At 71.5% G+C, this 12492-nt stretch carries 17 protein-coding genes; 13 read left to right on the top strand and 4 right to left on the bottom strand.

What is annotated here, in order from left to right:
- Nucleotides 1–70: 70 nt before the first annotated feature.
- The 6 genes from KK087_RS00495 (at nucleotide 71) to KK087_RS00470 (ending at nucleotide 5070) form a co-directional block, all read left to right on the top strand.
- A complete protein-coding gene (locus KK087_RS00495) occupies nucleotides 71–412 on the top strand; it encodes a hypothetical protein (RefSeq protein WP_214563845.1) in 342 nt (113 codons plus the stop codon).
- On the top strand, nucleotides 409–717 hold the full coding sequence (locus KK087_RS00490) for a transcriptional regulator (RefSeq protein ID WP_214563844.1): 309 nt from the start codon (nucleotides 409–411) through the stop codon (nucleotides 715–717). The genes KK087_RS00495 and KK087_RS00490 overlap by 4 nt, the downstream gene beginning before the upstream one ends.
- Nucleotides 718–799: 82 nt before the next feature.
- Nucleotides 800–2077, top strand: coding sequence for a sensor histidine kinase (locus KK087_RS17560; protein ID WP_307859898.1), 1278 nt, complete (start codon nucleotides 800–802; stop codon nucleotides 2075–2077).
- Complete coding sequence (locus KK087_RS00480) at nucleotides 2059–2775, top strand: response regulator (protein ID WP_214563843.1); 717 nt, start codon at nucleotides 2059–2061, stop codon at nucleotides 2773–2775. Before KK087_RS17560 ends, KK087_RS00480 begins: the two co-directional genes overlap by 19 nt.
- Nucleotides 2776–3115: 340 nt before the next feature.
- Nucleotides 3116–3997, top strand: coding sequence for an ABC transporter ATP-binding protein (locus tag KK087_RS00475; protein WP_214563842.1), 882 nt, complete (start codon nucleotides 3116–3118; stop codon nucleotides 3995–3997).
- Nucleotides 3994–5070, top strand: a complete 1077-nt coding sequence (locus KK087_RS00470; protein ID WP_214563841.1) for an ABC transporter permease — start codon at nucleotides 3994–3996, stop codon at nucleotides 5068–5070. The genes KK087_RS00475 and KK087_RS00470 overlap by 4 nt, the downstream gene beginning before the upstream one ends.
- 79 nt (nucleotides 5071–5149) lie before the next feature.
- Here the strand turns inward: KK087_RS00470 and KK087_RS00465 are convergent, their stop codons facing one another.
- The 3 genes from KK087_RS00465 to KK087_RS00455 form a co-directional block, all read right to left on the bottom strand.
- Nucleotides 5150–5380, bottom strand: a complete 231-nt coding sequence (locus tag KK087_RS00465; RefSeq protein WP_214529945.1) for a helix-turn-helix domain-containing protein — start codon at nucleotides 5378–5380, stop codon at nucleotides 5150–5152.
- Nucleotides 5380–5991, bottom strand: a complete 612-nt coding sequence (locus KK087_RS00460) for a hypothetical protein (protein ID WP_214563840.1) — start codon at nucleotides 5989–5991, stop codon at nucleotides 5380–5382. The genes KK087_RS00465 and KK087_RS00460 overlap by 1 nt, the downstream gene beginning before the upstream one ends.
- Before the next feature lie 78 nt (nucleotides 5992–6069).
- Nucleotides 6070–7101 carry a YeiH family protein gene (locus KK087_RS00455; RefSeq protein WP_214563839.1) on the bottom strand — a complete coding sequence of 344 codons (1032 nt, stop codon included), beginning with the start codon at nucleotides 7099–7101 and terminating at the stop codon, nucleotides 6070–6072.
- Between the two features lie 9 nt (nucleotides 7102–7110).
- On the opposite strand from KK087_RS00455, the gene KK087_RS00450 reads away from it, so the two are divergent.
- From KK087_RS00450 to KK087_RS00435, 4 genes are all read left to right on the top strand, one after another.
- Complete coding sequence (locus tag KK087_RS00450) at nucleotides 7111–7842, top strand: hypothetical protein (protein ID WP_214563838.1); 732 nt, start codon at nucleotides 7111–7113, stop codon at nucleotides 7840–7842.
- Nucleotides 7839–8504, top strand: a complete 666-nt coding sequence (locus KK087_RS00445; protein WP_214563837.1) for a hypothetical protein — start codon at nucleotides 7839–7841, stop codon at nucleotides 8502–8504. Before KK087_RS00450 ends, KK087_RS00445 begins: the two co-directional genes overlap by 4 nt.
- Nucleotides 8505–8613: 109 nt before the next feature.
- Nucleotides 8614–9258: an alpha/beta hydrolase gene (locus KK087_RS00440; protein WP_250900689.1), complete on the top strand. Its 645-nt coding sequence runs from the start codon at nucleotides 8614–8616 to the stop codon at nucleotides 9256–9258.
- Nucleotides 9259–9404: 146 nt separating this feature from the next.
- Nucleotides 9405–9749 carry a hypothetical protein gene (locus KK087_RS00435; RefSeq protein ID WP_214563835.1) on the top strand — a complete coding sequence of 115 codons (345 nt, stop codon included), beginning with the start codon at nucleotides 9405–9407 and terminating at the stop codon, nucleotides 9747–9749.
- A gap of 105 nt (nucleotides 9750–9854) precedes the next feature.
- Here the strand turns inward: KK087_RS00435 and KK087_RS00430 are convergent, their stop codons facing one another.
- The gene (locus tag KK087_RS00430) at nucleotides 9855–10025 is read right to left on the bottom strand and encodes a hypothetical protein (protein ID WP_214563834.1); all 171 of its coding nucleotides are present in this window, start codon (nucleotides 10023–10025) and stop codon (nucleotides 9855–9857) included.
- Between the two features lie 170 nt (nucleotides 10026–10195).
- Between KK087_RS00430 and KK087_RS00425 the strand changes: the two genes are divergently transcribed.
- The 3 genes from KK087_RS00425 to KK087_RS00415 are packed head-to-tail and all read left to right on the top strand — an operon-like array spanning nucleotide 10196 to nucleotide 12476.
- Nucleotides 10196–10966, top strand: a complete 771-nt coding sequence (locus KK087_RS00425) for a LamB/YcsF family protein (protein WP_214564022.1) — start codon at nucleotides 10196–10198, stop codon at nucleotides 10964–10966.
- A complete protein-coding gene (locus KK087_RS00420) occupies nucleotides 10963–11595 on the top strand; it encodes a 5-oxoprolinase subunit B family protein (RefSeq protein WP_214563833.1) in 633 nt (210 codons plus the stop codon). Before KK087_RS00425 ends, KK087_RS00420 begins: the two co-directional genes overlap by 4 nt.
- Nucleotides 11592–12476, top strand: a complete 885-nt coding sequence (locus KK087_RS00415; protein WP_214563832.1) for a 5-oxoprolinase subunit C family protein — start codon at nucleotides 11592–11594, stop codon at nucleotides 12474–12476. The genes KK087_RS00420 and KK087_RS00415 overlap by 4 nt, the downstream gene beginning before the upstream one ends.
- Nucleotides 12477–12492 lie beyond the last annotated feature (16 nt).

Raw genomic sequence — 12492 nt, 5'->3', positions numbered from 1 at the left:
CATGAACACTTCCGCTCGAGGAGCTGACGCCGGGACTCGCCTCAGGCACGGGCGCGGTTGGCAGACACCGGTGTTCCTCTGCAGCGCCGCCGTGGTCGCGTCCTTCGTGTTCGTGGTCGAGGGGCTGGATGCCCCGCGGCTGCCGGTCCTCGCGATCGCCGCGGCCGTCGTCATCACGCTGTGGCTCGTCGCGAGTACCCGGCGGGTCGTCCCCCGCGGAGGCAACCGACTGATGACCGTCGCCTGGGTCGCAACCGGTGTCCTGTTCGTCCTCGCCGTCGCTCCGCTCGATGCCGCGCTGCTCCGAGGACTCGACGGGTCGACGTCGGTGCTGGCGTGGGGAGTGGCCTCGCTCGTCGTCGCAGCGCCACTCTTCGTGGCCGCGGTGCAGGCTCGGCCGCGGCGTCGATGACGAGCGGCTCCCACCCTCGGCACGAACTCGACGACCGGATCCACTCGCCGGTGCGGTTCTCACTGCTCGCCCTGCTCAGGACGGTGGACGAAGCGGAGTTCGGTGTCGTCCGGGACGCACTCGAGGTCAGCGACTCAACGCTGTCCCAAGCAGCGACGACTCTGAGAGAGGCGGGTTTCCTCCGCGTCCGCAGACTCCGCGTGGGGCGGAGCACGAGGAGCTGGCTCGCCCTCACCGACGCAGGACGAGATGCGTTCGAGCGGCACTTCGCCGCCATCCGAGCGATCGCCGAGCCCGCCGAGTGACCGCCCCACCGTGAAGCGAGCGGACGCCGAGCAGTACAGCGTGGTGGCGACATCGCACGGGGATTCCGCTAGCGTTTCGCGAGTGGGGACGACGGCGGAGTGGTCGCGACTGCCGGTGGGGCGGCACGAGTACCGGCAGGACACGGTGCTCGCCGTGGTGCTGGCCGGTGGACTCGCCGTCACGACCTTCCTGTACGGGTCGGCCGGTACGTACGGTGACGACCAGGCCGCCTGGTGGGTCTCCGCGCTGATGATCGTCGCGAACGCGGCCCCGATCGCGTTCCGCCGACGCTTCCCGATGGCGGTGGCACTGGTGTCGGCGGCAGCCTTCGCCGCCACGCAGCTGCTCCAGGTCCCCGAGGTCTTCCTCGTCAACTTCACCCTGTTCATCGCGCTGTACACGGTGGGGGCGTGGTGCTCCGACCGGGTCCGGGCCGAGGCGGTGCGTTGGGTCGTCATCGGCAGCATGTTCGCCTGGTTGTTCGTCGCGATCTCGTTCGGGTGGGCGTCACCGAACGCGCTGCCGAACGACACGGACTCGCCCGTCGCCCCGTACGTCGCGATCTCGCTGCTGAACATCTTCATCAACGTGATCTACTTCGGTGCCGCCTGGTACGCCGGCAACCGGGCCTGGGCCTCCGCGGTCGCACGACACGAGCTCGCCGAACGCACCGCCGAACTCGCCACCGAGCGGGAGCGGTCGGCCGCACAGGCCGTCACCATCGAGCGGGTGCGGATCGCCCGCGAGCTGCACGACGTCGTCGCCCACCACGTGTCGCTGATGGGCGTGCAGGCCGGTGCCGCACGTCGGGTGATCGACCGCGACCCGGCGCAGGCCGCCGCGTCGCTCGGGGTGGTCGAGGAGAGCGCCCGCACCGCGGTGGAGGAGCTCCGGCGGATGCTCGGTACCCTGCGCTCCGACGACGATGCGGACGGCCGCGGAACGGCCAGTGGCGCCGACGCCCCGAGCACCGAGGGGATCACCCGGATCGGTGAGCTCGCCGAGTCCGCCCGGGTCGCCGGTCACCCCGCCGAGTACGTGGTCGTCGGCGACGAGCGCCCGGTGCCGCCGACGGTGGCCGCGGTGGCGTACCGGATCGTGCAGGAAGCGGTGACGAACATCCTCAAGCACGCCGGCCCGACCGCCCGCGCCGACGTCCGGCTGCGGTACCTGGACGACGGCGTCGAGGTGGAGGTCACGGACGACGGGCTCGGTGCCCGTGCGGCCCGGAGCACCTCCGGCAGCGGACTCGGACACGTCGGGATGCGGGAACGCGTCGCCGCCGTGGACGGACGGATCGAGATCGGGCCACGAGCCCGGGGAGGCTACCTGGTGCGGGCATGGCTGCCGACGACGTGAACGGAACGACCGACCTGACGATCGTGCTGGCCGACGACCAGGAGCTCGTCCGCGCAGGCTTCCGCGTGATCCTCGAGTCCGAGCCCGGGTTCCGGGTGGTCGGCGAGGCCTCGGACGGAGCGCGTGCCGTCGAGGCCGTGCAGGAACTCCACCCGGACGTGGTCTGCCTCGACGTGCAGATGCCCGGCGTCGACGGGCTCGAGGCCGCACGGCGGATCGCGGCGCTGCCGGACCCGCCGGCGGTGCTCATCCTCACGACGTTCGACAGCGACGATGCGCTGTTCCAGGCGCTCGAGGCGGGAGCGAGCGGGTTCCTGCTGAAGAACGCCTCCCCCGAGCGGCTGATCGACGCGGTCCGGACCGTCGCAGCCGGGGACGCCCTGCTCGCGCCGGACGTCACACGCCGGGTGATCAGCCGGGCGACGGCGTCCGCTGCGGCCCAGCCCTCGGCGACCACCACGACCGCGACACCTTCGACGACGGGCGAGGACGCGCTCGCCGCCGCCGGGCTCACCGAGCGGGAGACCGAGGTGCTGCGACTCCTCGCCCGAGGCCTGAGCAACGCGGAGATCGCCGCCGAGCTCTACGTCGGCGACGCCACCGTGAAGACCCACGTGTCGAACGTGCTGCAGAAACTCGCACTGCGCGACCGGATCCAGGCCGTCGTCTGGGCGTTCGAGCACGGCGTCGCCGGCTGACCGAGCAGGGTCGAACCGGCACGAGCCGAACAAGCCCGCGCCGTGCTGACCCGCACCCAGCCCGCACCGTGCAGGGTCACTCAACCCGTGCGGCCTTGACTGCACCGTGCTCCGCCAGCACGACGCACCGAGCAACCAAACCCGCACCAGCCGAACAAGCGCGCACCGTGCCGACTCGCACCCAGCGCGCGCCGTGCCCACCGAGCCGACGCGCGCTCCTCCCCCACGCGGTGGAGCCGACCACCCACCCAAGTCCCGCCTGACGGCGGAGGTGGGCCATGCCTCCCGGCCAATAGCGTCGGACGCAGCGACGACCAGCGTCGCGACGAAGGGGAACGACATGCTCACCATCGAAGGGGTGACCAAGCACTTCGGTGACCGCCGGGTGCTCGACGACGTGGGGTTCACGGTCGGCAGCGGCCGCCTCACCGGGTTCGTCGGCGGCAACGGTGCCGGCAAGACCACCACCATGCGCATCATGCTCGGCGTGCTCCAGGCCGATGCCGGCACGGTCTCGATCGACGGCGCCGCGGTGCGTCCCGCCGACCGCCGCCGCTTCGGCTACATGCCCGAGGAACGCGGCCTGTACCCGAAGATGCCGGTGGCCGAGCAGGTCACCTACCTGGCCCGGCTGCACGGCGTCGACAAGCGCGCCGCGACGAGCCGGACCGGTGAGCTGCTCGAACGCCTCGAACTCACCGCGCACGCCGGAGACCCCGTCGAGAAGCTCTCGCTCGGCAACCAGCAGCGCGTGCAGATCGCAGCGGCGCTGGCACACGACCCCGAGGTGCTCGTGCTCGACGAGCCGTTCTCGGGCCTCGACCCGATGGCCGTCGACACGGTGCTCGGCGTCCTGCGCGAGACCGCGGCCCGGGGCGTCCCGGTGCTGTTCTCGAGCCACCAGCTCGACGTGGTCGAGCGGCTCTGCGACGACGTCGTCGTCATCGCCGGCGGCACGATCCGCGCCGCCGGTCCGCAGGAGGAACTCCGCAAGCAGGCCGGCCCCGCCGCCTGGGAGCTGCTGGTCGACGGGGACGTCGCCTGGCTCCGCGACGAGCCGGGAGTCGCCGTGCGGGAGTTCGACGGCGGCTACGCGGTCTTCGAGGCCGATGCGGCCACCGCCCAGCGCGTCCTGCAGCGTGCCGTCCAGCACGGCACGGTCGGGTCGTTCTCGCCGCGGGTGCCGCGGCTCAGCGAGGTCTTCCGGGAGGTCGTCCGATGAACAACTCCTTCGTGCAGGCCGTGCGGCTCGTCTCCGCACGCGAGATCCAGGCGCGCATCCGCAGCAAGGCCTTCGTGGTCTCGGCGCTCATCCTGATCGGCATGGTCGTCGCGTCGATCGTCGTCGGCGGGCTCGTGAGCAAGGCCACCGCGGATGACACCACCCCGGTCGCGGTCGTCGACGGCGTCTCGCTGCCGACCACCAGTGGGCTCGACGTCACGAAGTCGGCATCGGTCGACGACGCCGAACGGCTCGTGACGAAGGGCGACGTCGACGCGGCGATCGTGCCGTCGGACGACCCGCTCGGCTACAAGGTCGTCGGGCTCGACGAGGCCCCGTCCGAGGTCGTCTCGGCGTTGAGCGTCACCCCGCGCATCGAGCTGCTCGACCCGGACGCACTGCCGGGTGGCCTCGTCTACCTCATCGCCATCGCGTTCGGCGTCGTGTACTTCGCGTCGGCGGTGACCTTCGGCCAGTCGATCGCGCAGAGCGTCGTCGAGGAGAAGTCGACGCGGGTGGTCGAGATCCTGATGTCCGCGATCCCGGCCAGGGCGCTGCTCGCCGGCAAGGTCCTCGGCAACAGCATCATGGCCTTCGCCCAGATCGTCGCGGTGGCCGTCGCCGCCATCGTCACGTTGGCGGTGACCGGCCAGGACAACATGTTCGCGATGCTCGGCCCGAGCATCCTGTGGTTCATCGGCTTCTTCGCGATCGGGTTCGTGCTCCTCGCGTCACTGTTCGCCGCCGCGGCCGTGCTCGTCTCGCGTCAAGAGGACGTCGGCAGCGTCACCACCCCGGTGATGATGCTCGTGATGATCCCGTACTTCCTGATCATCGTGGCGTACGACAACCCGACGATCCTCGGCATCATGTCGTACGTGCCGTTCAGCGCCCCGATCGGCATGCCCATGCGGATCTTCCTGGGGACCGCCGAGTGGTGGGAGCCGATCCTGTCGCTCGTCATCGTCGCCGCGTCGGTCGTCGCGGTCGTGGTCATCGGCGCTCGCGTCTACGAGAACGCCCTGCTCCGCACCGGCAGTCGCGTGAAGCTGTCGGAGGCGCTGCGCGGCTGACGCCGCAGACCCGGCAGACCCAGACGGGAGGCCCGTCCCGCGTGAGCAGACCCGCTCACGTCGGGCGGGCCTCCCGTCGTCAGTCCGCGCGCACCGAGAAGACGTCGCCCGGCTGGCAGCCGAGCACCTCGCACAGTCGTGTGAGGGTCGAGAACCGGATGGCCCGAGCCCGGTTGTTCTTGAGCACCGACAGGTTGACCACGGTCACACCGACCCGGTCGGCGAGCTCCGTGAGGGTCATCCCCCGCGCAGCCAGCAGGTCGTCGAGGTGACAGACGACCGCGTGGCCGTCCTCCTGCTCCGGCGGCATCAGACCAGTCCCGCCTGGTCGCGGACCATCCGCTGCGAGGCGGTGAGCGCGAACCGGAAGCAGACCACGACGAGCAGGCCGAGGTACACCGGCAGGAACTGGTGCTCGACCAGCGGGGCGGGCAGGTACCCGTCCCAACCGAGCCCGGACACGACCCAGTTCCACCCCATCCGCCGGACGAACGACGGCAGGAACCCGGCGACCAGCACCGCTCCGGCGAGCCAGTCGAGGATCCGTGTGGTCGAGCGGTCGAAGAGCCCGCCGCGCGAGATCTTCCAGGCCACCGCCGCGACCAGGGCGATGAGGGCGCAGACGAGCACGACCTCGAGGGCGTCGCCGACGCGGATGTACCCGATCGCGCCACCCGGCACGTCGGCGATCGGCGCCCGGAGCACGAGCTGGTCGGAGGTCACCGTCGCACCACCGGGAGGCTGCGGGACGTCGCTCGTCTCCCGCATCCGGATCGGTACCGCCACCGTGCCCGAGGTGATCGAGCGCACCAGCAGGTCGACGTACCGCCACACCACGATCGCGATGCCGATCGCGCACGCGACGACGTAGGCCAGGTAGGAGTTCCGCCCGCGGGGCGGTTCGTAGACGGGTGTGGTCATGGCTTCTTCCCCTGTCGATCATCGATACCATCGATTGTCGATGTAACGATAAACGATAGGGCGGAGTCCGGCAAGCCCCTACAGCAGCCCGAAGGCCGCCTGCATGCCGAGACTCGTCCCCGCCACCAGGACCCAGAGCGCGATGCCGAGCAGCATCGGCCGGAAGCCCGCACGGCGGAGCGCCGCGAAGTCCGTCGAGCAGCCGATCGCGGCGAGCGCCACCGTGATGAGGAACGAGGCGGCCGTCGCGAACCCCGGCGCCACGGACGCGGGCAGGACCCCGACCGTCCGGAGCAGCACCACCACGAGGAACCCGATCAGGAACCACGGCACCAACCGGAACACACGGAACCCGCGACCCGGCCCCGAGGCGGGGGCGAGCTGCTCGCGGGAGGCGCGGCGGGCCTCCAGTCCGGCCAGCCCGATGACGATCGGGATGATCATCAGGGTGCGCACCAGCTTCACGACGACCGCGGTGTCGGTCGCATGGCGGCCGTAGACGGTCGCCGTGGCGACGACGGACGACGTGTCGTTCACGGCGGTGCCCGCGAAGACGCCGAAGGCGTGCTGGCTGAGGCCGAGGGCATGTCCGAGCAGCGGGAAGGCGAAGACCGCGGCGATGTTGCAGAGGAAGATCGTCGACATCGCGTAGGTGACGTCCGCACTGACCGCGCCGATGACGGGTGTCACGGCGGCGATCGCCGAGGCGCCGCAGATCCCGGTGCCGACGCCGATCAGGGTGCGGAGTGCTCCCGAGACCCGGAGGAGTCGGCCGATCCCCCACGCGGCCACCAGGCAGACGACGAGCGTCGCGAGCATCACCGGCAGGGTCTCACCGCCGATGCGCAGGACCTCGCCGATGGACAGCTGCGCCCCGAGCAGGACCACCGCGAACTGCAGGACCCGGCTCGACGAGAACTTGACCCCGGGTGCCAGCACCGCGAGCGTGCCACCGGTGCGACGCCGGACGAGCCACCCCACCACAGCACCGATCAGGACGGCGGGGACGGGGCCGCCGACCACCGGGACGACCCGGCCGACGGAGGTGGCGACGATCCCGATCGCCACGGCGACGGCGACGCCGGTGGCGGCGGCACGGACGGACTGCATGGGACCAGCATGTCGCGCTCGCGGACGATCCGTGGTCGTGACGGGCAGGATGGGCTGGTGGAGTACGCGGCGGAACGGTGGGTGCAGCGACTGCGCGACGGGGAGATGCCGAAGCGGTGGCCGTTCCTGATCGGCTTGGCGATCGTGACCGTGGCCGGTGGCATCGGGGTCGTGTTCTCGATCACGCACGTCGACGCCATCCTGCACTCGGATGCACGCCGTCCGTTCGCCGTGCCGCTGTTCTCGGTGATCCTGCTCGTGCTCGGCCCCGTCGCCGCCGTCCTGTCGCGGGTGCGCAGTCGGAGTGACGGACGGATTCTTGCGGCCATCCGTCAGCACGGCACGACGCCGCGCTTCCACCTGCCGGTCCTCCGCACGGGTGCGTACACCCTCGACGACTTCCCCGAGCCGAGGCCCGAGATGTGGACGGTCGACGCCGCTGGGCTGCACGCGTGGTCGTCGGAACGGGGAACACCGGTGTTCGACCTGGCGTGGAGCGCGATCCGCTCGATCGAACTCGCCTCGGCAGAGGTCCGTGGGCAGCGGACCGACACCGGCATCTGGATCATCACCGAGGACGTCGGGCGGTTCGCCGTGCAGCCACGGCCAGCCGTCGGACGGCCCTTCGGTGCGAGCGCGACGAAGATCCACATCGTGATGCAGGTGCTCCGGTCACTGCGCCGTGAGCTCGGCGCGCAGCACGACGACGCGCGTCCTGGTCGAACGCGGGACGACCGGTGACCCCGCCGGAGGAGCCGTGGGTGCAGCGGCTGCGCGACGGGCAGATGCTGCGGCGGGGGCCGGTGCTGCTCGCGGCGGCGATCACCACGGCGGTGGGGCTCGCCCTGCTCGTCGCAGAGTTCGCGTTCCCGGACTTCCTGCGCGGCATCGACAACGCCCGGACCCAGGCGTCGTTCGTGGTGTGGCCGTTGATCGTGGTCGGGTTCGGACTCCTGCTGGCAGTGTCGACGATGGCGGCGGGCCGCGCCGACCGCCGGACGCTCGCACGCATCGGAGCCGGCAGGGCACCTCGATTCCACCTGCCGGTGCTGACTTCGGGCCTGCGCACCTCCGACGACTTCCCGAAGCCCCGCCCCGAGATCTGGACCGTCGACGAGTTCGGCCTGCACGCGTGGGCACCGTCACGGGACCAGCCAGTGTTCGACATGCCGTGGGCGCGGGTCGACAGGTTCTCCGTCGCGACGAAGGACTCACGCGGACAGCGGGTCGACTTCGGCATCTGGATCACCACGGTCGACGGTCAGGACGTCGTCGTGGAACCCCGTCCCACGCTCGGGCGTGGGTTCGAGGCGGGGCCCGGAAAGCTCGACACCCTCGTGCGGGTCCTGCGCGCACTGCAGCGCGAGCTCGGCGTCGCGTCCGCGCCGGACGACCATCACTGAACTCGTGGGGCGAGGGCCGTGTCCCTCCCTGCGCTACAAAAGTATGCCTATTCAAGCGACGTGGACCTGCCCGCAGCCCGCGTGCTGCGACACTGCTCCCATGCGGGGGATGCACCAGGACACGATCGATGTCGCGGATGACAGGATCGACGGCCCACACGGACCGGTCCCCATCCGGCGGTACCGACCGCTGGACCGGAGCGCCGGCACGGGATCCCCGACCCTGGTCTGGGTGCACGGTGGCGGGTTCTTCCGTGGGGACCTCGACCTGCCCGAGTCCGATGCCGTCGCCCGCACGCTTGCCGAGCAGGGTCTGCCGGTCGTGACCGTCGACTACCGCCTCGGACCGCTGCCCGGGCTGCCGTGGCTCGGTCGGGGTGGCCCGCGTGGACGACGACGGGCGCCGCACGCCCGGGACGAGGTCGTCGGCGTGCTCCACCACCTGCGGGACGAATCACCGTCCGGCCTGGTGCTCGGCGGGGCGAGTGCCGGGGCATGTCTGGCGGCCTCGGCGGTCGCGACCGCCCCGCCGCTGATCGGCCTCGTGCTCGCCTACGTGGTCGACGCCGAGCGGGACGTGATGCGCACCTCGGGGGAACGCTTCGCGACCGAGCTCGAGGATGCGGGCGTCGAGGTCGAACGCCAGGTCCTGCCGGACAGTCGTCACGCGTTCCTCAACCGACCCGGCACCCGGGACTTCGACGACGCGATCGAGCGCATCACGGGCTGGGTCGACCGAGCGACCATCCACTGAGCGCTCATCCGGCGGCGAACGGCGGCATCCGGGGAACGGCACGCCGACCTCGGACGTATCGTGGAATCGGAAGCAACGGCGGTTCCGAATCCCCTCCGCCACGCTCCCTGCCGTGGCGCTTCACCACCGTGACGAAGAGTTCCATCGTGACCGAACACCTCATCGAGTACGTCGCCCGCGACCGCACGGGCATCACCGCCGTCGTGACGCCGACCGGTGTCATCGACGTGGACACCGTCATCCAGCACATCCGCGCCGGTCACGCGGGCTACTACGTGGCCGCCGACTCGTGGAAGCGGACCCCGGTCCGGAGCATGACGTTCATCGGCGGGGCGTACCTCTTCGCGAACTGGGACGGGTCGAAGCGGAACATGCTGCACGACCTGGCGTTCCGGTCGCCGACGCGATCGATCGAGACACCCCACGAACCGGAGTCCCGGTTCTCGCGGTTCCTCGACGCGCTGTTCGGCAAGCGGTCGCCGCAGCACTGAACCCCGGCGGGTCGGTCAGCGCGGGCCATGCGGACGCAGAACGACACCGCCGCTGTCGGAGGACAACGACGGTGTCGTTCTGCGTCGACCCGAGTAGCGAAGCGCCTACTGCTCGCCGTCCTCTTCGGGGTTGAAGTGCGAGTCCTCGTCGGTGTGGCCGGCAGCCAGGCCGTCGGGGTTGTTCGGGATCGTGTTGTCGTCGCCGAGGCCGGCCGGCTTCTCGGTGCCCTCCGAGTCGTTCTTCGGGGCGCCGTGGGTGTTGTCGCTGTCAGACATGAGCTGCTCCAGTGCAGAGGTCGATCCGGAGACGCTGCCTCCGGTGGTACTGAGGACTCGAACAGTACGTGGCGCGCCTCGGAAACAGCCGTCCCCGGACCGGAGGACGGATGACACGGACCGACTCGCTGGGTAGATTGTTCAACAACCCGCGAGGACAGGGAGCACCCGTGACGACGATCGACCTGAACAGCGACCTCGGCGAGGGCTTCGGCGCCTGGGCCATGGGCGACGACGACGCGATGCTCGACGTCGTCTCGAGCGCCAACGTCGCCTGCGGCTTCCACGCCGGCGACCCGACGATCATGCTCGCGACGGCCCGCGCCGCCGCCGAGCGCGGAGTCGCGATCGGCTCCCACGTGGCATACCGCGACCTCATCGGCTTCGGTCGTCGCCCGGTGCACGTGACGCCCGACGAGCTGCACGCCGACGTCGTCCACCAGCTCGGCGCCATGGCCGCCGCCGCCCGCGTGGCCGGCACCGCCGTCACGTACGTCAAGCCACACGGCGCCCTCTACAACACGGCCTGCGCCGACCCGGTGCCGGCCGAGGCGGTCGTCCGTGCCGTGGCCGACGTCGACCCGTCCCTCGCCGTGCTCGCGCTGCCCGGGTCGGAACTCCTGCTCGCGGCCGAGCGGTACGGACTCCGCACGGTGAGCGAGTCCTTCGCGGACCGCGCGTACAAGCCCGACGGATCCCTGGTGTCCCGCAAGCAGCCGGCATCCGTGCTGCACGACCCGGACGAGGTCGCGGCCCGCGTGCTCCGCATGGTCACGGAGGGCGTCGCCACCGCGGTCGACGGCTCCGAAATCGCGGTCCGTGCCGACTCGGTCTGCGTGCACGGCGACTCCCCCGACGCCGTCGCGATGGCCCGTGCGATCCGGACGCTCCTGACCGAGCACGGCGTCACGATCGCCCCGTTCGCACCACTCGTGCCGTGACCGGTCCCGAGGTCCGCTCCGCTGGCGGCACCGCACTCCTCGCCACGTTCGACTCCCTCGCCGACGTCATCGCCTTCCGCGCCGGACTCGCCGACGCCGCGCTGCCCGGGGTGACCGAGGTCGTCTCCGGAGCCCGGACGCTGCTGCTCCGGTACGACCCGACGACGACGGACGCAGCACGACTCCGCTCGGACCTGACGCGCGTCACCCCGGACACCGACACGATCGACGCGGGCGACTCCGAGCCGCTCGTCATCCCCGTCACGTACGACGGCGAGGACCTCGACGCCGTCACCGAGCTGACCGGCATGACGCGCGACGACCTCGTGTCCTGGCACACCGAGCAGCTCTGGACGAGCGCGTTCTGCGGCTTCGCCCCCGGTTTCAGCTACCTCACCGGCAGCGATCGACCACTCGACCTGCCCCGCCGGGCCACCGCCCGCACGGCCGTCCCGAGCGGCGCGGTCGCCCTGGCGGGCGAGTTCAGCGCCGTCTACCCACGTACCTCGCCGGGTGGGTGGCAGCTCATCGGCCGGACCGACGTCCCGATGTGGTCGCTCGACCGCACGCCTCCGGCGCTCGCCCCCGCCGGCACGCTCGTCCGGTTCGTCGAGGCGGGTGTGGCATGACCGCGCTGACCGTCGTGCAGGTCGGCTACGGCGCGACCACGCAGGACCTCGGGCGCCCGGGCTTCAGCGACATGGGCCTCGGCGCGGCCGGCGCCGCCGACCGCGGCTCCGCGGCGCTCGCCAACCGGCTGGTCGGCAACCGTCCCGACGCCGCCGTCCTGGAGGCCCTGCTCGGCTCCGTCACGCTCCGCGCCGACACGTACGTGGTCGCGGCCACCGCCGGCGCGGCCTGCCCCGTCGAGGTCGAGCGGGCGGACGGCCGGGTCCGCGGCGCGGCCTCCCACGAGGTCGTGCTGCTGGCACCGGGCGACACGCTCCGGATCGGCACCGCGACCGTGGGACTCCGCACCTACGTCGCGGTCCTCGGCGGCTTCGCGGTGGAACCCGTGCTCGGTAGTCGCTCGTGGGACTCCCTCGCGCGCCTCGGCCCGCCGCCGCTGACGGCCGGTGACGTCCTGCCCGTCGGGGATGCCCGGGTCTCGTGGCCGATCGTGGACGCCGTGCCGCAACCCGAACCGCGGTGGCCCGACGAGCCGGTCGTGCTCGACCTGGTACCCGGTCCCCGCGACGACTGGTTCGCCCCGGAGTGGCGGACGACCCTGACCGGCCAGGACTTCTCCGTCAGCGCCGACAGCGACCGCGTCGGGGTCCGCACCACCGCACGGACACCGCTCGCCCGCGCCGTCACGGGGGAACTACCGAGCGAGGGCGTCGAGACCGGGTCGCTGCAGGTCCCACCAGAGGGCTTCCCGGTGCTGTTCCTCGCCGACCACCCGGTGACCGGCGGCTACCCGGTCGTCGCGGTCCTGACGCCGGAATCCGTCGACCGTGCCGCACAGCTCCGCCCGGGCGACGTGATCCGCTTCCGCATCGTCGACTGACCGACCCGGAACAAGT

The sequence above is a fragment of the Curtobacterium aurantiacum genome, from assembly GCF_018598555.1.
Lineage (GTDB): Bacteria > Actinomycetota > Actinomycetes > Actinomycetales > Microbacteriaceae > Curtobacterium > Curtobacterium aurantiacum.
The sequence above is the reverse complement of the archived record's forward strand: the minus strand, read 5'-3'. Positions and strand labels throughout refer to the sequence as shown.